A 21,230-nucleotide genomic window follows, 5' to 3' on the forward strand; every position below is an offset into this window, starting at 1 on the left:
TCGCGATGGCTCATTCACAGCCACCACAAGACTTGACCCTGCCGCCAATCTGCCAATCCCCGACATCCCCTCTAGGAGCATTCCCCCCAGAGGACTACAATCCCCACCCCGCCTCAATGGCCGATCTGCCCCGCCCATGTTGACCTGTTCCGTTCACCCGCTGCCCTACCGCGCCAATCCCGCCGACTACTTCGCGGCCATCCGCCACGCGCCCGGCGCCGTGCTGCTCGACAGCGGCCGGCCAAGTGCCGACCGTGGCCGTTATGACCTGCTCAGCGCCTGGCCGCTGGAACAATTGGCGGTGTTGCCGGACGAAAGTGGCAGCCATTTCCTGCAACGTCTGCGAGATCACCTGAACGGTTTGGGCGAAGCGCAATTGCCTGCGGCTTATCAATTACCGTTTGCCGGCGGGCTGATCGGTTATCTGAGCTATGACTTCGGTCGGCATCTGGAGATTCTGCCAAGTCATGCGCGTGATGATCTGCAACTGCCGGATGCACGGTTCGGCTTGTATGACTGGGCACTGGTCAGTGATCACCAGGCCGAGACCAGCCAATTGATCTTTCACCCGTCGGTGGACGACAGTCAGCGGCAACGCCTGATCGACCTGTTTACAAAACCGGTGTCGGCCACCCTGACACCGTTCAAATTGAACAGCCCGATGACCGCCGATCTCTCGGCTGACGACTACCGCCAGGCGTTCGAGCGTATTCAGCATTACATTCAGGCCGGTGACTGCTATCAGGTCAACTTTGCCCAGCGTTTCCGCGCTAGCTGTCAGGGCGATCCGTGGCAGGCCTACGGCAAGTTGCGCGAAGCCTGCCCGACACCGTTTTCCGGCTTCCAGAGCCTGCCCGATGGTGGCGCGGTGCTGAGCCTGTCGCCGGAGCGCTTCGTCAAAGTCAGCCAGTGTCATGTGGAAACCCGCCCGATCAAAGGCACCCGCCCTCGAGGCCTGACACCCGCCGAAGATGCCGCCAACGCCGCCGAACTGCTGGCCAGCCCGAAGGATCGCGCGGAAAACCTGATGATCGTCGACCTGTTGCGCAACGACCTCGGTCGCACCTGCCGCATCGGCTCGGTACGGGTGCCGGAGTTGTTCAGCCTGGAAAGCTATCCGAACGTGCATCACTTGGTCAGCAGCGTGACCGGTGAACTGGCGGATGATCGCGATGCACTGGATCTGATCGCCGGCAGCTTCCCCGGCGGCTCGATCACCGGCGCGCCGAAGATTCGCGCAATGCAGATCATTGACGAGCTGGAGCCGACCCGGCGCGGTTTGTATTGCGGTTCGTTGCTGTATCTGGATGTGCGTGGCGAGATGGACAGTTCCATCGCGATTCGCAGTCTGTTGGTCAAGGATGGGCAGGTGTGCTGCTGGGGCGGTGGCGGGATCGTCGCCGATTCGGACTGGCAGGCGGAGTATCAGGAGTCGATCACTAAAGTGAAGATCCTCCTGGAAACCCTGCAGAACCTCTAGCTTTCTGTGGCGAGGGAGCTTGCTCCCGCTCGGCTGCGCAGCAGTCGTAAGATTTTGGGGAGCGCTTCGCACTCCAGCGGGAGCAAGCTCCCTCGCCACAGGGGACTGCTTACAAACTCAGTTCGCGGTTTGAGGCTTTGAGGAATTCCTGCTTCAACTCGGCAAAGGTGTGCACGGCAGGGAATTGTGGGAACTCACGAATCACATTCTCCGGCGCATGGAACAGAATCCCCGCGTCCGCCTCGCCCAGCATTGTCGTGTCGTTGTACGAATCACCCGCCGCAATCACCCGGTAATACAGGCTCTTGAACGCCAGAACCGACTGACGTTTCGGATCTTTCTGACGCAATTGATAGCTGGTCACCCGCCCGGTTTCATCCGTGATCAGGCGATGGCAAAGCAGCGTCGGGAAGCCCAGTTGGCGCATCAACGGCTGAGAGAACTCATAGAAGGTGTCCGACAGAATCACCACCTGAAAGCGCTCGCGCAGCCAATTGACGAACTCCACCGCGCCGTCCAGCGGCTTCAGCGTGGCGATCACTTCCTGAATATCCGACAGCTTCAAGCCATGCTCATCGAGGATGCGCAGACGCTGCTTCATCAGCACGTCGTAATCGGGAATGTCCCGAGTGGTAGCCTTGAGGGATTCGATTCCGGTTTTTTCGGCGAAGGCGATCCAGATTTCCGGCACCAACACCCCTTCAAGATCCAGGCAAGCAATTTCCACAAGACACTCCCGTTTGTATTGATTATTGAGTCGAGCGAGCCCGAACTCTAGCGACTCGACCGGCGCTGTGCAACGCAGAGGAGGCCCCGATTACCGCAGCTTTTTGTTACCATCGGCCCCATATAGAGCGCCCAGCGCCACCGACCTGTAGGAAGCCGCCCTGATGAGTGCAACGTTCGACGTCGTGGAACTCGCCACGACCTATGCCAACAAATCCGCGCAAGACATCCTCAAACTCGCCTTCGCCGAGTTCGGCGATGACTTGTGGATATCTTTCAGCGGCGCCGAGGATGTGGTGCTGGTGGACATGGCCTGGAAGCTGAACAAGAACGTCAAGGTGTTCAGCCTCGACACCGGTCGCCTGCACCCGGAAACCTACCGCTTCATCGATCAGGTGCGTGAGCACTACAAGATCGACATCGAACTGGTGTCGCCGGACTACACGAAGCTGGAACCGTTCGTGAAGGAAAAAGGCCTGTTCAGTTTCTACAAGGACGGCCACGGCGAATGCTGCGGCATCCGCAAGATCGAACCGCTGCGCCGCAAGCTATCCGCCGTCAAAGCCTGGGCCACCGGCCAGCGCCGCGACCAGAGTCCAGGCACGCGCAGCGCCGTGGCGGTGATGGAAATCGACACCGCGTTCTCTACGCCTGAGCGCACCCTGTACAAGTTCAACCCGCTGGCGCAGATGAGCAGCGAAGATATCTGGGGTTACATCCGCATGCTCGAGCTGCCGTACAACAGCCTGCATGAACGCGGCTTCATCAGCATTGGCTGCGAACCCTGCACCCGTCCGGTCCTGCCGAACCAGCACGAGCGCGAAGGCCGCTGGTGGTGGGAAGAAGCGACGCAGAAAGAGTGCGGGCTGCACGCCGGCAATATCATCAGCAAGGCGTAATTTTCCCAATCGAATGATCCCCTGTGGGAGCGAGCCTGCTCGCGAAAGCGTAGTTTCAGTCAACTTCTTCGTTGCTTGATTCACCGCATTCGCGAGCAGGCTCGCTCCCACAGTGTTTTATGCCAGGGCTCAGAAAATGTGTACACACGACTGTCACCATCGGTGCCATTTATGTGTGCACTTTTTTGTTTCCGCGCCCTGAAAAGTTACATCCCGCCTGAAAACTCCCCCCTCTCGCCCACCATGAAAATCCTTCGGCAAAAATAAATACCTGTTCAACCGGTCAATTTTTAACCATTTATTTTCAGATACTTGGCGCGCTTCAATAACTTTTCGAAATGAACACCGCTGCGCATAGATCGCCAACTGGCACAGATCTGGCTTAAGTGCATACATGTTTTGTATACAAAACCGCAAAACATGCACACACTTTCGATCCGCAAGCCTGAAGCGCTCTATCCCGTACAGGCTGCAGATGCCCCGTAACCAGTGATGCTTTCACTGCCGCGACGAAGATTTGTCGAGCCTTGCGGCTCATGCACAGTCATCGCGGCCCTGAACATCAGGAGCCTGCCGGAATGCGTACAAGTCTCTCCAATAACATCGCGCTGAATCTGCCCTCCGCCGCACTCGATCAACCCTTGCCGGACGACGGTCTGGTCGAGCCGTTGCAACTGAGCCCCCGTCTGCACAACAGTGATCTGGCGCCGACCAAAGCCGAAGGTCGGCGCTGGGGCAAATACAGCATTTTTGCCCTGTGGACGAACGACGTGCACAACATCGCCAACTACTCGTTCGCCATCGGCCTGTATGCCTTGGGGCTGGGCGGCTGGCAGATTCTGCTGTCGCTGGGGATAGGCGCGGCACTGGTCTACTTCTTCATGAACTTGTCCGGTTACATGGGACAGAAAACAGGGGTGCCGTTTCCGGTGATCAGCCGAATCAGTTTCGGCATTCACGGTGCACAAATTCCTGCACTGATACGCGCCGTTATCGCCATCGCCTGGTTTGGTATCCAGACGTACCTGGCGTCGGTGGTGTTTCGCGTTTTGCTGACGGCGATCCATCCGGGATTTGCTGAATACGACCACAACTCGATCCTCGGGCTATCGACATTGGGCTGGGTGTGTTTTGTGGCGATCTGGTTCGTGCAACTGGCGATCCTCGCCTATGGCATGGAAATGGTCCGCCGTTACGAAGCGTTTGCCGGCCCGGTGATTTTGCTCACCGTCGCCGCCCTCGCCGCCTGGATGTACTTCCAGGCCAACGCAACCATCGCCTGGTCAATCCGCGAACCGCTGACCGGCGGCGAGATGTGGCGCAACATTTTTGCCGGCGGCGCGTTGTGGCTGGCGATCTACGGCACGCTGATCCTCAACTTCTGCGACTTTGCTCGCTCCTCGCCCTGCCGCAAGACCATCAAGGTCGGAAATTTCTGGGGCTTGCCGGTGAACATTCTGGTATTCGCCGCGATTACCGTCCTGCTGTGTGGCGCGCAATTCCAGATCAACGGCAGGATCATCGAAAGTCCGACCGAAATCATCGCCTCGATTCCCAATGCGTTCTTCCTGGTCCTCGGTTGCCTGGCCTTCCTGATCGTCACCGTGGCGGTGAACATCATGGCCAACTTCGTCGCCCCGGCCTTCGTCCTCAGCAACCTCGCACCGAAATACCTGACCTTCCGCCGTGCCGGGCTGATCAGCGCGACCATCGCCGTGTTGATCCTGCCGTGGAATCTCTACAACAGCCCGTTGGTCATCGTGTACTTCCTGTCCGGTCTCGGCGCGCTGCTCGGCCCGTTGTACGGCGTGATCATGGTCGACTACTGGCTGATCCGCAAAGGCCGGGTCAACGTTCCGCAGCTCTACAGCGAAGATCTCAACGGCGCCTATTACTACAGTCGCGGAGTCAATTTCCGTGCGGTGGCGGCGTTTATTCCTGCGGCATTGATCGCCATCGTCCTGGCACTGGTTCCCGGTTTCCACAGCGTTTCGCCGTTTTCCTGGCTGATCGGTGCCGGGATTGCCGGAATGCTCTACCTGATCATCGCCAAACGTCAGCCGCACTACGCGGACGTCAGTGGCGAGTCCATCGCCGTCGATAACGTCTGCCATTAATCCCTTCGCGGCCCGGTTTTCGGGCCGCAGAACTGCCCGCTATAAGGACTTCACATGCGAATTCTCGTGGTCAACGTCAACACCACCGAATCCATCACCCAGGCCATCGCGCGCTCGGCGCAGGCTGTCGCTTCCCCCGGAACTGAAATCGTCGGTCTGACGCCGCACTTCGGTGCTGACTCGGTGGAAGGCAATTTCGAAAGCTATCTAGCTGCTATCGCGGTAATGGATCGGGTGATGTCTTACGATCAGCCGTTCGATGCGGTGATTCAGGCCGGTTATGGCGAACATGGTCGCGAAGGTTTGCAGGAACTGCTCAACGTACCGGTGGTGGACATTACGGATGCAGCGGCGAGTACGGCGATGTTTCTTGGCCACGCGTATTCGGTGGTCACCACGCTGGATCGCACCGTGCCGCTGATTGAGGATCGATTGAAACTGTCAGGCCTGTGGGATCGTTGTGCTTCGGTGCGGGCCAGTGGCCTGGCCGTTCTTGAGCTGGAACACGAGCCGCAGCGTGCTCTGGAAGCGATCGTGCATCAGGCAGAGTTGGCGGTGACGCAGGACAAGGCAGAAGTGATTTGCCTCGGTTGCGGCGGCATGGCCGGGCTGGATGAGCAGATTCGCCGGCGCACCGGGGTACCGGTGGTGGACGGGGTGACGGCAGCGGTGACAATTGCGGAATCGCTGGTGCGCCTGGGGTTGTCGACATCAAAAGTGCGGACTTATGCGACGCCGCGGCCGAAGAACATTATTGGCTGGCCGGGGCGCTTTGCACGGTAGACCGCGTTATCGTTCATCGCGGGCAAGCCTCGCTCCCACAGGTTATGAGTTGTTCACACATTTTGTGTGCGACGCGAGACCTGTGGGAGCGTGGCTTGCCCGCGATGGCCGCGCCTCGGTCTCAAGCCATATTCAGATAGCACTGAACCGCTGAGCCAGTCCCTGCTGCGCAAATTGCTCAATCACAAAATCGACAAACGCCCGAGTCTTGCCCGGCAACAATTTATGCTCGGCATAGTAGATAGAGATGTTGCCGTCATCGACAAACCAGTCCGGCAACACCCGCTGCAACGTTCCCGCCTGCAGATATCCCACCGCAAACGGCATGCTCACCAGCGCGATGCCCAAGCCCTGCGCCGCGGTCCTGCAAGCGGCCTCGGAATCGCTCATGGTCATCCGTGCCTTGAGCATCAACGGGCGACAGTTCTGCGGATTGCGCCCGACCAATTGCCAGGAACGCACGCGCCCGGTTTGCGGCGAGCGGATCAGAATGCCGTCGTGATGGTTAAGGTCTTCCGGTTCGATGATGTTCGGATTGGCCTGTAGATAATCGCTGGACGCCACCAATATCCGATGCGCCGGGCTCAACTTGCGCGCGATTACCCCTTGCGGCAGTTCGAAACCACCGCCAATGGCTGCGTCGAAACCCTGCCCGATCAGATCGACCTGTCGATTGTCGAAATGCCAGTCCGGATTGATTGCGGGAAATCGTCGCAGAAACTCACCGAGCATCGGCACGATGTGCAGACAGCCAAAGGCTGCGCCCATGCTGACTTTCAGCGTCCCCGCCGGTAGCCCTTCGACACTGGACAGATTGGCCACGGCATTTTGAATGGTCGTCAGGCTGCCACTGACCTGACTCAAGAACAACTGACCGGCTTCGGTCAGGGTCAGGCTGCGTGTACTACGCTGGAACAGCCGTACACCGAGCCGCCCTTCAAGCTTCGCGACACTCTTGCCGACGGCTGCCGGCGTCAGGCTCAAACGTCGAGCGGCCTCGGCAAAGCTGCCGACTTCGGCACTGCGCACGAAGCATTCGATACTGCTGAAGGTTTCCATGATCGCCACTATAAACTTCTGGTTTACACAGACTATAGCAATCATGGTCTACACGGTTGTCGATGCGAAGCCGATACTCGGCTCCAACAACAAGGCACTCCGCCTTGAAACATCTGGAGATCGAACATGACCACTCAACACCTCAGCGGCAAAGTCGCTCTGATTCAAGGCGGTTCTCGCGGCATCGGCGCTGCCATCGTCAAACGCCTGGCCGCTGAGGGCGCAGCAGTCGCCTTCACCTACGTCAGTTCCATCGCCAAAGCTGAAGAATTGCAAAACAGCATCACTGCAAACGGCGGAAAGGCTCTCGCCATCAAGGCCGATAGCGCTGATGCCGCGGCCATTCGCCACGCGGTCAGCGCAACCGTTGAAGCCTTCGGTCGCCTCGATATTCTGGTGAACAACGCCGGTGTGCTGGCCGTCGCGCCGCTGGAAGATTTCAAACTTGAAGACTTCGATCAGACTTTGGCAATCAACGTGCGCAGCGTATTCATCGCCTCGCAGGAAGCCGCCAAGCACATGGGCGAAGGCGCACGGATTATCAACATCGGCAGCACCAACGCCGACCGCATGCCCTTCGCCGGCGGTGGTGTGTACGCGATGAGCAAATCGGCACTGGTCGGCCTGACCAAAGGTCTGGCACGGGATCTCGGGCCGCGCGGCATCACCATAAACAACGTGCAGCCCGGCCCGGTCGATACCGACATGAACCCGGCCCACGGTGATTTTGCCGAAAGCCTGATTCCGCTGATGGCGGTAGGCCGTTACGGCAAAGCCGAAGAAATCGCCAGCTTCGTCGCTTACCTCGCAGGCCCGGAAGCCGGCTACATCACCGGTGCCAGCCTGACCATCGACGGTGGTTTCGGCGCCTGATCTTTCCAGGTCGCCAGAACGAAAAACGCCGCCCCTCTTTCAACAGAGGGGCGGCGTTTTTTCATGCTGCATTCAAGCCCATTGCAGCGCAGGCAAACCACAGGCACTCGGGGTGAACGCTTTCAACGTACGAAGAATCCCGTCGGCGTGTGCGTATTTTTCATCGGCCATGGCGGCGTCGGGAATGGCGATGGCGGTCATGCCTGCCGCTTTCGCCGCCGTGACGCCAAACGGCGAGTCCTCAAAAACCAGGCAATCCTCGGGGGCGACACCCAGACGCCGCGCCGCCGTGAGGAAAATATCCGGCGCCGGCTTGGCTGCACCGACTTCCGGATCATCTGCCGTGACAATGAAATCGAACAGCGCAAACCAGTCGCGGTGCAACGTGGTTTTCTGGCCGAACGACTGTCGCGACGAACTGGTGCCCACGGCGATCGGAATATTGTGCGCCTTGAGATGACGAATCAGTTCTTCGGCACCCGGCATGGCTTGCGCCTTGGGAAAGCGCTCGCGCATCAACGGCTCGCGAATCACCAGAAACTCTTCAGCGGTGATCGGCAACTCCAGGGCCTCTACCACGTAGTTGGCCAGATCGTTGGCCCCACGGCCGATGATGTTCTGCTTGATGTTCCAGTCGAAGGTACGCCCGTAACGCTGGGCAATCAGCGAGGTGACCTCGGTGTAGATGCCCTCGGTGTCCAGCAGCAACCCGTCCATATCGAAAATCACGGCCTTGATCGGGCCGAACGCCTTCAGCGGTGCATTCATCATCGGATCCGTTTTCAAAGACATCCCGGGCGACGACTGACGCCGCTACTCGGATCTGATTAAAGGGTTCAGCAGCATAACGAGCGTAACGGACATTGGGCAACGGGCAATGTCCGTTACGGCGATGAACAACTCGCGAGTATTTAGCGAAACATCCTACAAACATCCCCTACTTGCCCGACTTCTTTCCTTTTTGATCCCCCGCAAAGTCCGCGCACCTTTTTTGCTGTGCGCGAGTGACTGCGAATGTTCCAAACCGATCGGCTTCTGGCACTGAACAACAGCATCGGCCTGCTGGTGGTTGCCGCGCTCAATCCCGAACACCCGGACTTCGAAAACCTCATCCGGGAATTTCGCCTGTGCCTGAACAACTACGAAGCCTGGGCCGAACAGTTCTGGACCAGTTCGGCACTGGATGTCGAGCAGGTGTTCAAGGTCGGCAATGACGTACACCTCAGCGCGCCGGTCAAATCCCGTAAACCCGTCAGCTCATCGGTGTTCATGTGCCCTGCCAGCGGTCCGTTGACGCTGGTGCACATGTTCGAAGCCGCACGGTTTGTGCCGATTGGCGATACGCCGGTGACGCTTGAACCGGTGATTGCCGATGTCGCTGGTGTGTTGACCTTCGGCGAACCGCTGCATCACACCATCGGGCCGAGCGGCATTCTGGAGGTGACCGACTGCGATCGGGGCCAGCGTTATCGCATCACCTTCTTTCCCGATGTTTCCACGCAGCATGTGCAGGCGCTGTATGCCTCCTACGAAGGTGTTATCGGCGGTCTGGAAGACTGGCTGCGCGGCGAATGGGCGGGATTTCAGCCGCTGTGGGCGGAGTTTTCCGGCACCGGTTTTATTGAGCGTTACGGCCAACTGCAACAAGCGGACTGGCGCGGATTCGAGAAAGCCCTGCACGGCGTCTGGGATGACATCAAACAACTGTTCGCCCTGCTCGCCGACTTGCAGGTCAACAGCGAAAAGCTGCTGGAGTACCTCAGCGAGGTCGAACTGGACGCGCTGTTGCAGGCCTCCAGCGAAGCGATCGCCAACGGTCTGCTGATCCTCAGCGACGAGCCACTACTGTTCATACATCTGGCCGCATTCACCAGTTGGCTGAAGATGTTGCCGCCGCAGTATCTGGCCGAGGTGGTGGCTGAGGTTCGTGTCGAGCTGCTGATCAGTTTCCTGTTGATGCGGGTGTCTGGCGGCGTCGGCGTGCAACTGCGCTTGAGCAGCAAAGTACTGGCGAAGATCAAATCGCCGCGCGCGCGGGAATGGCTGGCGGCTTCAGCCTTGCGTCTGGCCGAGCTGACTTCCTCGCCGGATTTGTCTCGGCATGCCGGTGCTTTGAAGCCGCTGATGCTCAATGTACGTGGCGTTGAGTTGAAACCGACGCCGTCGATACCGTTGAACATTCGTCAGGCCGATTCTGTGGTGTTGACGGTGCCGAATCCCGCCCCCCTCGCCCGGGACAAGTCGCACGCGGTCACTCGGATGGAACGTCACGAGCCTCACAACGACGCGCCGGATCAGGCAAAAAACCCCAACGGTGACAGCGCCGATTGCGTGCCAGGTACTTGCACCAACGGCTGCCCGGTGTCGATGGTCACCGGCGAGGAACTGCTGACCCTGACCGATGGTGTGCTGGATGGTTTGCTGCCATTCGAGTTCACCCGCTTGTATCGCACCAGTGCCGCCGAGATTGATCTCGGGCTGGGGTTTGGCTGGAGTCACTCGCTGGCGCATCGGCTGGAGTTTGACGGCGATTTTGTGGTCTGGGTTGACCATGAGAACCGGCGCACGCGGTTTCCGTTGCCCAGTGTCGAGCGGCCGGCGATTCACAACAGCCTGTCGCGGGCGGCGATTTTTCTCGGGGATGAGCCGGAGGAACTGATCCTTGCGCTGGCCGGGGACACCGCACGGTTTTATCACTTTCGCGCTGGAAGGCTAACGGCGATCAGTGATGGCTATGACAACCGTCTGCGTATTTCGCGGGATCGTCAGGATCGTGTTCAGCGCCTGGATAACGGTGCGGGGCGGGCGCTGTTGTTGTGCTACGACCGGGCTCATCTGGTTGCGGTGGATTACCAGCGCTTCGATCCGACGCTAAGTCTTGCTGAGCCTTGGCACACCGAGCAAACCCTCGTCAGTTACGGCTACGACGCCTATCAGCACCTGATCGAAGCGTGTAACGCCGTCGGCGACAGCGAGCGTTACGACTACGACGATCAGCACGTGATTCTGCAGCGCCAGTTGAGCGGTGGCGCGAGTTTCTTCTGGGAATGGGAACGCGCTGGCAAAGCGGCGCGCTGCGTGCGGCACTGGGCGTCGTTCTCGCAGATGAACACCCGTTACGTCTGGAATGACGACGGTAGCGTCGCGGTGCATTACGTCGATGGCACTGAAGAAACCTACGTTCACGACGACCGTGCACGGCTGGTGCGTAAGGTCGAAGCCGATGGTGGTGAGCATCTCAAGGCCTACGACGCCGCCGGGCGCTTGATCGCCGAGCAGGATCCGCTCGGCGCCGTCACCGAATACCGCTACGACGACGTCGGACGTGTAATTGCGCTACTTCCGCCGGACGATGAGCCGACGTCCTACGAATACCGCAACGGTTTCCTGCACAGCCGTTGCCGTGGCGAGGCGGTGTGGACGTACCGGCGCAATGCCCAGGGTGATGTCACCGAGGCGATCGATCCCGATGGCCAGGTCACGCACTACCACTACGACACTCGCGGCCAGTTGCTGTCGATCCGCTATCCGGACACCAGTCGGCACGTTTTCGTCTGGAACACGCTCGGTCAACTGACGGAAGAAACCCTGCCCGATGGCGGTGTGCGGCGTTTTTCCTACGATGCGCTGGGGCGACGGATTACCACGGTTGATGAACACGGGGCAGTTACGCGTCAGCACTGGGACGCGGTCGGCCGACTGATCCAGACGACTTTTCCTACGGGCGCCACCCGCGCCTACAGCTACGGCGCCTATGGCCAGGTCACCGCCGAACGCGACGAGCTCGGGCGCATCACCCGCTACGAGTATGACGATGACCTGCACCTGGTCTCGCGCAAGATCAACCCCGACGGTACGCGGGTGCAGTACCGCTACGACCATGCGCAGCTGCTGCTCACCGAGATCGAAAACGAGTCCGGCGAACAGTATCGACTGGACTACACACCGACCGGACTGATTCGACAAGAAACCGGCTTCGATGGCCGGCGCACGGCCTACGCCTACGACCTCAATGGCCATCTGCTGGAAAAGACCGAGTTCGGTGATGACGGCTCGCAGTTAGTCACTGCGTATGAGCGCGATGCTGCCGGGCGCCTGCTGATCAAGACCCTGCCGGACGGCGTGAAGGTCGAATACCGCTACGACCGCCTCGGTCGACTGACCGGTGTCGATGACGGCCAACAGCATCCGCTGGCCTTCGAATACGACCTGCAGGACCGGCTGATCACCGAGCATCAGGGCTGGGGCACCCTGCGCTACAGCTACGACGCCTGCGGCCAGCTCAAGCGCCAGCGCCTGCCGGACAACAGCAAACTCGATTACCACTACGCCAAGGGCGGCGCGCTCACTGCAATCCACCTCAACGGCGCACCGCTGACTTCGCACCGCTATGAGTCCGGTCGTGAACAGCAACGCAAACAAGGCCTGCTGCTCAGCGACTATGCCTACGACGATCAGGGTCGTTTGCTCGCCCACGCCGTAGGCCACGAGCACGCTTCGTTGTATCGCCGCGAATATGCCTACAGCGCCAACGGCAATCTGCAGCACATCGCCGACACCCGTCACGGCCAGCGCACCTACGGTTACGACGACCTCAACCGGCTGATCCGCGTCAGCCACTCGCGCGACGAACTGCCGGAATCCTTCGCCCACGACCCGGCCGGCAACCTGCTGATGCAGGATCGCCCCGGCCCGACACAGGTCAAGGGCAACCGCCTGCTAATGCAGGGCGATCGCCACTACGACTACGACGCCTTCGGCAACTTGATCCGCGAACGGCGTGGCACCGCGCAGAAACTCGTCACCGAATACCGCTACGACTGCCAGCACCGCCTCATCGGCTTGACCCGCCCCGATGGCAAAACCGCGTCCTACCAATATGACGCCTTCGGCCGGCGCATCAGCAAAACCGTCGACGGCGCCACCACCGAGTTCTTCTGGCAAGGCGACCACCTCGTCGCCGAAAGCAGCAAAACCCACCACCGCAGCTACGTCTACGAACCCGGCACCTTCCGCCCGCTGGCCCTGCTCGACGGCAAAGGCCCGAAACGCGCGTGCCCTTTCTACTACCAACTCGACCACCTCGGCACCCCGCAGGAGCTCACCGACTACAGCGGCGAAATCGTCTGGTCAGCGCAATACGACGCCTACGGCAAAGTCGCCGCAATCACCCTGGCCGGCGAGGAATACCTGGACCAGCCGCTGCGTTTTCAGGGCCAGTACTTCGATGTGGAAAGCGGGCTGCATTACAACCGGCATCGGTATTACGACCCGAGATTGGGACGGTATCTGACGCCGGATCCGATCAAGTTGGCGGGTGGGTTGAATCAGTACCAGTACGTGCCGAATCCGACGGGGTGGGTGGATCCGTTGGGGTTGAGTTCCAATTGTCCGCCGCCGAAGAAGACCGGTTGTGCGGTGCCGGGGGATGTGAGTGGCGCTAGGGTTGATGAAGGAGACACTACACTCCCATCCCTGGAACAAGAAAAAGACTACCTCTATCGCGGAGATAAGACGCATCCCGATGAGATTTTTGAGCACGGTTTCAAGAGTAAGGGAGAAAGCACAGACCTCCTGCTTCACGCAATGGACAGCAATAATCCGCCGAGCTACTTTATAAGCACCTCGCCATCCAAAGTCACTGCAATTGAATTTGGCACTCGATACCGGACGAGAAAGGGCTACTTATATACACTTAGGAAAATATTTGGCGTAGACATCAATAAGGAACTGAAGAATTTAGCGCCTTTCGCGGACGAAACTGAAATTGCAATTCCAGGAAGCATCCACACAGCTGACATCATCGGTGTAACGCCACTAAAGAAGGATGGAAGTTACGTAGGCTATTCAATACCGAACCCGAACAGAGAGTAACAATGGAACGCACCCAATTAACTATTATTGTCAACGGAGCCAAGGAGCAGGCGACGATAAAATATGACTCCGCGAAGGGAACCATTAAATTCTCCATGATCAACGGCTTTAGAAAAACATATACAGCCAATAACCTATATCTGTGCCTAGCACAGATTCGACAAGACCATCCGGATATAATTTTTTTATGCAAAGGCGCAAAGTTAAATGTCACACCATCGAGAATGTGCTCTCAAATGAGCGGAGGGGCCATTGCCTACGAATTAAAAATAGGCAAACAAGCAACTTTTGATGACATCGTTAGAATATTTGATTACGAAGAAAACAATATTTCCGAATCTTTGGAGCAACAACAATATTTTTACAAACAATGGATCACTTCGCTCATAAACAAAGACGGCTAGTCGTGGTGGTTATCCCAACGAGTTCTGATTATCGCGATATGTGCCTCACTTGTGCTCTTCTTCAACCTCTAACCGCAACTCCTCCCGACCCAATGGATCAGGAGCTGAAGGCAACGGATATTCAGGCGTATCATGAACATGATCGGCTGCCAAATCACCCCCATTGCATACCTCACAATGGGCTCAAAGAACCAAGAACTAAAAACTCAAGATTCAAATCGCCGGAACGCTGAACCCAGCCAATATTTGTTCACTGCTCATCCTCGTCGTCGTACTCGCCATCCAAAGCATCATCCGAATCATTCAACGGCACCGTCGCATCATCCATCAGCGACCCCGGATCCTCATTCCCCGGATCATTGATTGACTGCGATTCACTCTGGCCTTTTTCTTCCTCGTCTTCGGTTTCAGGGTTCATGGCTAACCTCATGGTTCCGGGCATATATAACGTTCGAAAAGCCTCACAGACAATCGTTCCCCCAACCGGTAAAAACGAAAAACCCGGCACACGACCGGGTTTCTGTTTAACCATCCATCAATGATGCCGGTTCTTGTGTTTGTTCTTGTGCTTGTGACCGCCGCCGGAATGAGACTTTCCACCATCGTCACCCAGATTATTACCAACCGCACCACCCGCCGCACCGCCCAATCCTGCACCAACAGCCGATCCGGTTGAGCCGCCCAGACTGTTACCAACCACTGAACCGCCCGCTGCACCGAGGCCACCACCAATCGCGGCCTCCGTACGATTATGTTTATTCGCCCCGACGGCACCGCCGGCTGCGCCACCCACTCCGGCGCCGACCGCCGCGCCTGTGCTGCCACCGAGTTGCCCGCCAACCACATTGCCCAGCACGCCACCCAGCCCGCCACCAACGGCTGCCGACCCGTCACCAGCGGCCATTGCGCCCTGAGCCACCAGCAATCCGAAAAACAGTGCAGATAATGACAAACGCATATGAACCTCACAGTTCCCGAATCGGGACAGTTCGCCCACGCAAGGGCCTATGTGAGATTGGAGACATCGGCGGGAAAAACGTTCAGCCATGAAAAAGCCCGACATCGAGCCGGGCTTTTTCTGACAAACATTGTGTATCAGTGACGCTTGTGACCTTTCGACAGGTTACTGCCCACCGCACCGCCGGCCGCGCCGCCCAGGCCCGCACCGATGGTCGCGCCAGTCCTGCCGCCGAGGCTGTTGCCGATCACCGAACCGCCGGCCGCGCCGACACCGCCGCCGATGGCTGCCTTGGTTCGACTGCCTTTACGTGCCGCCATCGCACTACCCGCAGCGCCTGCAACGCCAGCGCCAATCGCGGCACCGGTGCTGCCGCCCATTTTCTGGCCGACCACGTTGCCCAGCGCACCACCCAGACCACCGCCCAGCGCCGCGGTGCCGTCACCAGCAGCCATCGCACCTTGAGCAACGAAAAGCCCCAGAACCAAAGCAGGCAGTGTTAAACGCATGACGAAAACCTCAAAAAATGGGATGACAAAAAGGGCCGGGATTTAATGTCGTCAGAGCGCAAAAGTCCAGACGAAATCGCAGCGCTGCGCGCACTCGGCGCCGATTGGACAGCGATTCTGGAAAAGGTTTTATGACAGGCAAAAAAAAGCCCGCTGGGGAGACGGGCTGGAGACTTGCTTTCTAACGGATGGCTTCACCCTACTTTGGCTGACGTGAAAAGTTTGTGAAAACTTACCAACACCTGTAGGACATTTCCTCACTCAATTGCCACACGAAAAAAACCCCGTACGTTGACGGGGTTGTTCGCAGTCGGACTATTTGCGGGCGCGGGTCGCTACCCTGGGTAGAAATTTCGCCTTCGGCCCTTTCGGTGCCGTGGACTTGATCTTGCCGGTCTGCACCGGGTCCTCGCCAAAACCTGCCTGGTACTCGGTCTGGCCGCACCGCACACAGTTGTTGAAGGAAAATTCAGCGCCATCGTCTTCGATATACGGATCAGTCATGCCTTCGCCCCTTCGAATCAGGTCGACACCGGCAAAGCCTTTTTGCCTGAAAAAATATCGACCTCCAAGACTTTTGAGACTAGCCGGTCATTCCTGGACTTGTGATTCAGAAGGACTGGTGCCCGACGAATGGGCTACAAAAAATAAACAAAATCCAGGGGCGCCTATCTTACAAACCGGGCTAATCTCCACTTCCGTTGAATTGCGAAGGAATCGCGAACATGACCCTGAAAACCAGCGCCCTACTCCTTTCAGCTCTGGTGATCAGCGGCTGCGGAACCATCAGCAGTGTTTTTCAGGAGGACACCGTTGCAGGCAATGACCTGAAAACGCGCCAAACCTATTGCGACTCGATTTCCCGGATCTACAGCGGCATCGGCTACGACTTCTGTGTACTCCATGCACCTGAATTACCGATGAAAGCCTTCGGAACGGGCCGACCTGCAGCGCCGCTGGTTCTGCTCGATCTGGCGGTATCTGGCGTAACGGACACTTTGGTATTGCCTTACACCGCCTATCAACAGGTTAAACACGGCAATATCGAAATCTACCAGGCACAAACGTCGAATCAGTGATCAGCGCAACTTGACCGCCGTACCGGTCGCAAACACCACAACCATGCCGCCCTTACCGCCAGGCATGCTGATCTCGAAGTCCACGCCGACCACCGCATCCGCTTGCAGGGCACGTGCTCGCTCCCTGATTTCATCGGTGGCCTGAATACGCGCTTCTTTCAACGCCCGCTCCAGCGTCTGCGAACGGCCACCAAAGAAGTCGCGCATACCGGCGAACATGTCGCGGATCACATTGACGCCCTGCACCGACTCGGCACTGACAATGTCCAGATACGCGGTGATCTGGCGGCCTTCAATGGCGTGAGTGGTGGAAATAATCATGAAGTAGTCCCTTTTGCTGGCAAATAAAACCGTGATTGTAATCCCTGCCCACACGGAGCCCGATTTCAGCGGTGCGTCCGATAAAATCCAGACGCCAGAAACCACAAAACCCCTGACTTCTTTCGAAATCAGGGGTCTTGTGTAATCGAATATGGCGGTGAAGGAGAGATTCGAACTCTCGATACAGTTTCCTGTATACACACTTTCCAGGCGTGCTCCTTAAGCCACTCGGACACTTCACCGTATCTCTTCAAACATGTTCTGTCTGTCGAGGCGCGCTAATGTAGTCGAAAGCTTTTCCGATGGCAAACTTTTTTTAAGATTTTCATGCGGTTAAGAGAAAAAGTCGTTTTGCCCCGCCGATGGGTCATGGCAAACCGGCCAATCTTCGGTGGGCATGGCCCTTCTATATAGAAGCAGAACGGCGTGGCACGCCGGCTCCGCCGGTAATCGGTGACCGGCGGGTCAGTCACGGCGCTTTACCTGGCCTGCGGCGGTGGGTAACGTCTGCCCATCTTTCTTATAAGGAATAGCGTCATGAGTGAGTTGATTTCTTACCATCTCGAAGACGGTATCGCGACCCTGACCCTGAGCAACGGCAAGGTCAATGCCATTTCTCCGGACGTGATTGCGGCGTTCAACGCGGCGCTGGATCAGGCGGTTGCTGATCGTGCCATCGTGATCATCACCGGCCAGCCTGGGATTCTGTCTGGCGGGTACGACCTGAAAGTCATGACCGCTGGCCCTAAAGAAGCGGTGTCGCTGGTGACCGCCGGTTCGACACTGGCTCGTCGTTTGCTCTCTCACCCCTTCCCGGTGATTGTTGCGTGCCCGGGTCATGCCGTGGCGAAGGGTGCTTTCATCTTGTTGTCCGCCGATTACCGCATCGGCGTTGATGGCCCGTTCAGCATTGGCCTGAACGAAGTGCAGATCGGCATGACCATGCACCATGCCGGGATCGAACTGGCCCGTGATCGTCTGCGTCGCTCGGCGTTCCACCGTTCGGTGATCAATGGCGAGATGTTCGATCCGCAAAGCGCTGTGGATGCCGGTTTCCTCGACAAGGTGGTTAGCGCCGAGGAACTGCAAGGCGCCGCCCTCGCCGCTGCGCGTCAGTTGAAGAAGATCAATATGACCGCGCACAAAAACACCAAGCTGAAAGTGCGTAAAGCCCTGCTGGAAACTCTGGATAACGCGATCATCCAGGATCAGGAACATCTGGGTTAATCACCCGGCTCCTGGCATAAAGAAAAGCCCGACCGTCGTGTCGGGCTTTTTCATGCGTGCTCCGTTGAAAATGCCGTGACTGCTCTAGGACGCGTCTGACAACCCAGTCGGAAACATGCGCTTAAACATCGGCTATCTCCGGACTCTATAGCAGCAATTGCCGAAAACAGTGCACATCCGTACACTGCGCCACCTTTTGTCCCGGTGGGGCCTGAAAATGCTGTTCGTGTTTCGTATGTTATTGATGGGCCTGCACTTTATGGTGGCCGGTGTACTCGGGGTGATTCTCGGGGTGTGCCGTCCATTCAATCCGGACAACAGCCGCCTGTGCGCCCGCCTCTACGCTCTGCCGGCCATGTGCATTCTGCGTTTGCGCGTGAAGGCTGATGTCAGCGGCTTGACGAACAAACCCGACAGTTGCGTGATCATCGCCAACCATCAATCCAACTATGATCTCTTCGTCTTCGGTAACGTCGTTCCGCGCCGGACTGTCTGCATTGGCAAGAAGAGCCTGAAATGGGTGCCGCTGTTCGGGCAATTGTTCTGGCTGGCCGGCAACGTGTTGATCGACCGTGGGAATGCGCACAAGGCCCGCCAGTCGATGCTCACCACGACGAACACCTTACAGAACGAAGACACGTCGATCTGGGTATTTCCGGAAGGCACGCGCAACCTCGGCGAAGACCTGCTGCCGTTCAAGAAAGGTGCGTTCCAGATGGCAATAGCCGCCGGTGTGCCGATCGTTCCGGTGTGTGTCAGCAGTTACATCAAGCACATGCGCCTTAATCGCTGGCGCAGTGGGAAAATTCTCATACGCTCGCTGCCGGCCATTCCTACCGCCGGAATGACCATGGACGACATGCCCATGCTCATCCAGCAGTGCCGCGAACAAATGCGCGAGTGCATCGAATCGATGGATCGACAACTGCAAGCCGCATGAAAAACAAACCCGCTTTGTGCGGGTTTTTCTTTGCCCGGTGAACTGCGCAGATTTCACTGACTCTCAAGCAACGACACGGCTAAGCTAAAGCCTTGTATTCCCTGCCACTGCCTAGAAGAAGTGAACCACCACCATGGGTCGAGTTGTTGCCGCTGCGGTGTACAGCGCGGGTAAGAAAGTCACCAATATTTCCCTTGATGAAGGCGCCGCCTGGGCGGCGAAAACCGGCCACTTTGTGTGGATAGGTCTTGAAGAACCGAACGCGCAAGAGCTGGCCAACCTGCAAAGACAGTTCAACCTGCACGAACTGGCCATCGAAGATGCACTGGAGAAACACAGTCGGCCGAAGCTGGAAACCTTTGGCGACGCTTTGTTTATCGTCACCTACTCGCCCATTCGCGAACACGGGATCCTGCAGTTCATCGAAACCCACATTTTCGCGGGCAAGGGCTACATCATTACCGCGCGCAACGGCCACTCGGCGTCCTACGCCCATGTCCGTCAACGTTGTGAGGCGCGTCCACTGTTGCTGGAGCATGGGGAAGATTTCGTACTCTATGCGTTGCTCGATTTCGTCATCGAGAACTATCAGCCAGTGGGCGAAGCGATTCATGCCGAGATTGATGAGCTGGAGCGCAACGTGCTGTGTAGCGCGTTGAACGAACACGATATCCAGAAGCTGCACGGCTTGCGTCGTGATGTGGTTCGCTTGCGCCGATACGCAGCGCCGATGGTGGAAATCAGCGAGGAGCTACAGAAGCTGAGCTTCCCGTTCATCGACAAGAACATGCGCCCGTACTTCCGCGATGTGCAGATCCATGTGACACGGCAGATGGAAGACCTGACGACGCTGGCCGACATTGCCAGTCAGACCATCGAGATCGGTGTGTTGCTGGAAGCGTCACGGCAGAGCGTGGTGCAGCGCAAGTTTGCAGCGTGGGCGGCGATTCTGGCGTTTCCGACGGCGGTGGCGGGTATTTACGGGATGAACTTCCAGAACATGCCGGAGTTGAGCTGGCATTACGGCTACTTCGCCGTGCTGGGGTTTATTACGGTGGGATGTGTGAGTTTGTGGGCGAGTTTCAAGCGGTCGGGATGGTTGTAGACCTGTGGCGAGGAAGCTTGCTCCCGCCCGGCGGCGCAGCAGTCGCAATCCTCGCACTCATATTTTTGGCCATGGAATGCTGGGGGCCGCTTCGCCGCCCAGCGGGAGCAAGCTCCCTCGCCACAGAATCCGTATCAGGCTTTAAACGGCCTTAGCCTCAGGCTTATGCGCCACAAAACGCATCATCCACTCGGCCACCGTGGCGCCGTGGTGTTCATGCTCCAGGCTGGCCACGCCTTTGCTGTAAATCTGCGAACCCAGTGCCTCCTGACGCAGGTCCAGCAGAGCACGCGAATAATCGTGAATGAATTCCGGATGCCCCTGGAAACACAGCACTTGATCATTGATGTGATACGCCGCAAACGGGCAGAAATCACTGGAAGCAATGACCGTAGCGTTTTCCGGTAGCGCAGTGACTTGATCCTGGTGGCTGATCAGCAATGTCAGCTCTTCCCGCACAGGGCTCATCCACGGCGCTTTGGCCGCGAGTTTGTAGTTGTGGGTGCCGACGCCCCAGCCCTGCGTGGCTCGTTCACTCTTGCCACCGAGCAGCAGCGCCAGCAGTTGATGGCCGAAACACACGCCAAGCAGTTTGTCGCCACGCTCGTAACGGGTCAGCAGGTATTCCTTGAGGGTCTGGATCCACGGGTCAGTGCCAAACGAATCGGCCTTGCTGCCGGTGACCAGATAAGCATCGAAGGTCTGCTCGTCGCTCGGGTATTCTCCCTGCATCACGTTGTACACGGTGAACTCGGCGGCAATCGGTTGCTGCGAGAACAGGCGCTGAAACATCTGCCCATAACCCTGATATTGATCGACCAGTTCCGGACGCAGGATGTCGGTTTCCAGAATGCAGATGCGTAGCGACATAAAAAA

The 21,230-nt window shown here is 57.9% G+C and carries 20 protein-coding genes and 1 tRNA gene; 11 read left to right on the forward strand and 10 right to left on the reverse strand.

Annotation, left to right across the window (positions count from 1 at the left end; translation table 11 throughout):
* The first annotated feature begins 136 nt into the window (after positions 1 to 136).
* Complete coding sequence (gene pabB, locus ACIOWE_RS15725) at positions 137 to 1,480, forward strand: aminodeoxychorismate synthase component I (protein ID WP_401393001.1); 1,344 nt, start codon at positions 137 to 139, stop codon at positions 1,478 to 1,480.
* Positions 1,481 to 1,589: 109 nt separating this feature from the next.
* On the opposite strand, the gene thrH is transcribed toward pabB, so the two are convergent.
* A complete protein-coding gene (gene thrH, locus ACIOWE_RS15730; RefSeq protein ID WP_095047760.1) occupies positions 1,590 to 2,207 on the reverse strand; it encodes a bifunctional phosphoserine phosphatase/homoserine phosphotransferase ThrH in 618 nt (205 codons plus the stop codon).
* A 163-nt stretch (positions 2,208 to 2,370) separates the two neighbouring features.
* Here thrH and ACIOWE_RS15735 point away from each other — a divergent pair, with 163 nt between their 5' ends.
* From ACIOWE_RS15735 to ACIOWE_RS15745, 3 genes are all read left to right on the forward strand, one after another.
* Positions 2,371 to 3,105, forward strand: a complete 735-nt coding sequence (locus ACIOWE_RS15735; RefSeq protein WP_401393003.1) for a phosphoadenylyl-sulfate reductase — start codon at positions 2,371 to 2,373, stop codon at positions 3,103 to 3,105.
* A gap of 578 nt (positions 3,106 to 3,683) precedes the next feature.
* On the forward strand, positions 3,684 to 5,222 hold the full coding sequence (locus ACIOWE_RS15740) for an NCS1 family nucleobase:cation symporter-1 (RefSeq protein ID WP_401393006.1): 1,539 nt from the start codon (positions 3,684 to 3,686) through the stop codon (positions 5,220 to 5,222).
* Between the two features lie 54 nt (positions 5,223 to 5,276).
* On the forward strand, positions 5,277 to 6,005 hold the full coding sequence (locus ACIOWE_RS15745) for an aspartate/glutamate racemase family protein (protein ID WP_095197270.1): 729 nt from the start codon (positions 5,277 to 5,279) through the stop codon (positions 6,003 to 6,005).
* A 132-nt stretch (positions 6,006 to 6,137) separates the two neighbouring features.
* On the opposite strand, the gene ACIOWE_RS15750 is transcribed toward ACIOWE_RS15745, so the two are convergent.
* The gene (locus ACIOWE_RS15750) at positions 6,138 to 7,064 is read right to left on the reverse strand and encodes a LysR family transcriptional regulator (protein WP_401393009.1); all 927 of its coding nucleotides are present in this window, start codon (positions 7,062 to 7,064) and stop codon (positions 6,138 to 6,140) included.
* A 126-nt stretch (positions 7,065 to 7,190) separates the two neighbouring features.
* Between ACIOWE_RS15750 and ACIOWE_RS15755 the strand changes: the two genes are divergently transcribed.
* Entirely contained in the window at positions 7,191 to 7,937 is a 747-nt protein-coding gene (locus ACIOWE_RS15755; protein ID WP_401393012.1) for a 3-oxoacyl-ACP reductase family protein, read from the forward strand.
* Between the two features lie 72 nt (positions 7,938 to 8,009).
* Here ACIOWE_RS15755 and ACIOWE_RS15760 read toward each other — a convergent pair whose 3' ends face one another.
* Entirely contained in the window at positions 8,010 to 8,705 is a 696-nt protein-coding gene (locus ACIOWE_RS15760; protein WP_401393015.1) for an HAD-IA family hydrolase, read from the reverse strand.
* A 246-nt stretch (positions 8,706 to 8,951) separates the two neighbouring features.
* Here ACIOWE_RS15760 and ACIOWE_RS15765 point away from each other — a divergent pair, with 246 nt between their 5' ends.
* Both ACIOWE_RS15765 and ACIOWE_RS15770 read left to right on the forward strand, forming a co-directional pair.
* The gene (locus ACIOWE_RS15765) at positions 8,952 to 13,811 is read left to right on the forward strand and encodes an RHS repeat-associated core domain-containing protein (protein WP_401393018.1); all 4,860 of its coding nucleotides are present in this window, start codon (positions 8,952 to 8,954) and stop codon (positions 13,809 to 13,811) included.
* Positions 13,812 to 13,813: 2 nt separating this feature from the next.
* On the forward strand, positions 13,814 to 14,215 hold the full coding sequence (locus ACIOWE_RS15770) for a hypothetical protein (RefSeq protein WP_401393021.1): 402 nt from the start codon (positions 13,814 to 13,816) through the stop codon (positions 14,213 to 14,215).
* Positions 14,216 to 14,465: 250 nt separating this feature from the next.
* Here the strand turns inward: ACIOWE_RS15770 and ACIOWE_RS15775 are convergent, their stop codons facing one another.
* The 4 genes from ACIOWE_RS15775 to ACIOWE_RS15790 all read right to left on the reverse strand — a co-directional run bounded on the left by ACIOWE_RS15775 (position 14,466) and on the right by ACIOWE_RS15790 (position 16,186).
* On the reverse strand, positions 14,466 to 14,633 hold the full coding sequence (locus tag ACIOWE_RS15775) for a hypothetical protein (protein ID WP_401393024.1): 168 nt from the start codon (positions 14,631 to 14,633) through the stop codon (positions 14,466 to 14,468).
* Between the two features lie 117 nt (positions 14,634 to 14,750).
* A complete protein-coding gene (locus ACIOWE_RS15780; RefSeq protein WP_401393027.1) occupies positions 14,751 to 15,173 on the reverse strand; it encodes a YMGG-like glycine zipper-containing protein in 423 nt (140 codons plus the stop codon).
* 137 nt (positions 15,174 to 15,310) lie between these two features.
* The gene (locus ACIOWE_RS15785; protein WP_103303857.1) at positions 15,311 to 15,682 is read right to left on the reverse strand and encodes a glycine zipper domain-containing protein; all 372 of its coding nucleotides are present in this window, start codon (positions 15,680 to 15,682) and stop codon (positions 15,311 to 15,313) included.
* A 315-nt stretch (positions 15,683 to 15,997) separates the two neighbouring features.
* Positions 15,998 to 16,186 (reverse strand): hypothetical protein, encoded by a 189-nt coding sequence (locus tag ACIOWE_RS15790; RefSeq protein ID WP_166224788.1) that lies wholly within the window; start codon positions 16,184 to 16,186, stop codon positions 15,998 to 16,000.
* Between the two features lie 221 nt (positions 16,187 to 16,407).
* Between ACIOWE_RS15790 and ACIOWE_RS15795 the strand changes: the two genes are divergently transcribed.
* On the forward strand, positions 16,408 to 16,761 hold the full coding sequence (locus tag ACIOWE_RS15795) for a YceK/YidQ family lipoprotein (protein WP_401393030.1): 354 nt from the start codon (positions 16,408 to 16,410) through the stop codon (positions 16,759 to 16,761).
* Here ACIOWE_RS15795 and ACIOWE_RS15800 read toward each other — a convergent pair whose 3' ends face one another.
* Complete coding sequence (locus tag ACIOWE_RS15800; RefSeq protein WP_201239174.1) at positions 16,762 to 17,082, reverse strand: YbjQ family protein; 321 nt, start codon at positions 17,080 to 17,082, stop codon at positions 16,762 to 16,764. It abuts the gene before it with no gap.
* Between the two features lie 152 nt (positions 17,083 to 17,234).
* Positions 17,235 to 17,324 (reverse strand) — tRNA-Ser (locus ACIOWE_RS15805).
* 295 nt (positions 17,325 to 17,619) lie between these two features.
* On the opposite strand from ACIOWE_RS15805, the gene ACIOWE_RS15810 reads away from it, so the two are divergent.
* The 3 genes from ACIOWE_RS15810 to ACIOWE_RS15820 all read left to right on the forward strand — a co-directional run bounded on the left by ACIOWE_RS15810 (position 17,620) and on the right by ACIOWE_RS15820 (position 20,354).
* Positions 17,620 to 18,309: a crotonase/enoyl-CoA hydratase family protein gene (locus tag ACIOWE_RS15810; RefSeq protein ID WP_401393033.1), complete on the forward strand. Its 690-nt coding sequence runs from the start codon at positions 17,620 to 17,622 to the stop codon at positions 18,307 to 18,309.
* A 217-nt stretch (positions 18,310 to 18,526) separates the two neighbouring features.
* Positions 18,527 to 19,249, forward strand: a complete 723-nt coding sequence (locus ACIOWE_RS15815) for a lysophospholipid acyltransferase family protein (protein WP_401393036.1) — start codon at positions 18,527 to 18,529, stop codon at positions 19,247 to 19,249.
* A 133-nt stretch (positions 19,250 to 19,382) separates the two neighbouring features.
* The gene (locus ACIOWE_RS15820) at positions 19,383 to 20,354 is read left to right on the forward strand and encodes a magnesium and cobalt transport protein CorA (protein WP_201239405.1); all 972 of its coding nucleotides are present in this window, start codon (positions 19,383 to 19,385) and stop codon (positions 20,352 to 20,354) included.
* A 141-nt stretch (positions 20,355 to 20,495) separates the two neighbouring features.
* Here ACIOWE_RS15820 and ACIOWE_RS15825 read toward each other — a convergent pair whose 3' ends face one another.
* Positions 20,496 to 21,224 (reverse strand): amidotransferase, encoded by a 729-nt coding sequence (locus ACIOWE_RS15825; protein WP_401393039.1) that lies wholly within the window; start codon positions 21,222 to 21,224, stop codon positions 20,496 to 20,498.
* Between the last annotated feature and the right edge of the window lie 6 nt (positions 21,225 to 21,230).

Source organism: Pseudomonas sp. NPDC087598 (assembly GCF_044743525.1).
Classification (GTDB): Bacteria; Pseudomonadota; Gammaproteobacteria; order Pseudomonadales; family Pseudomonadaceae; genus Aquipseudomonas.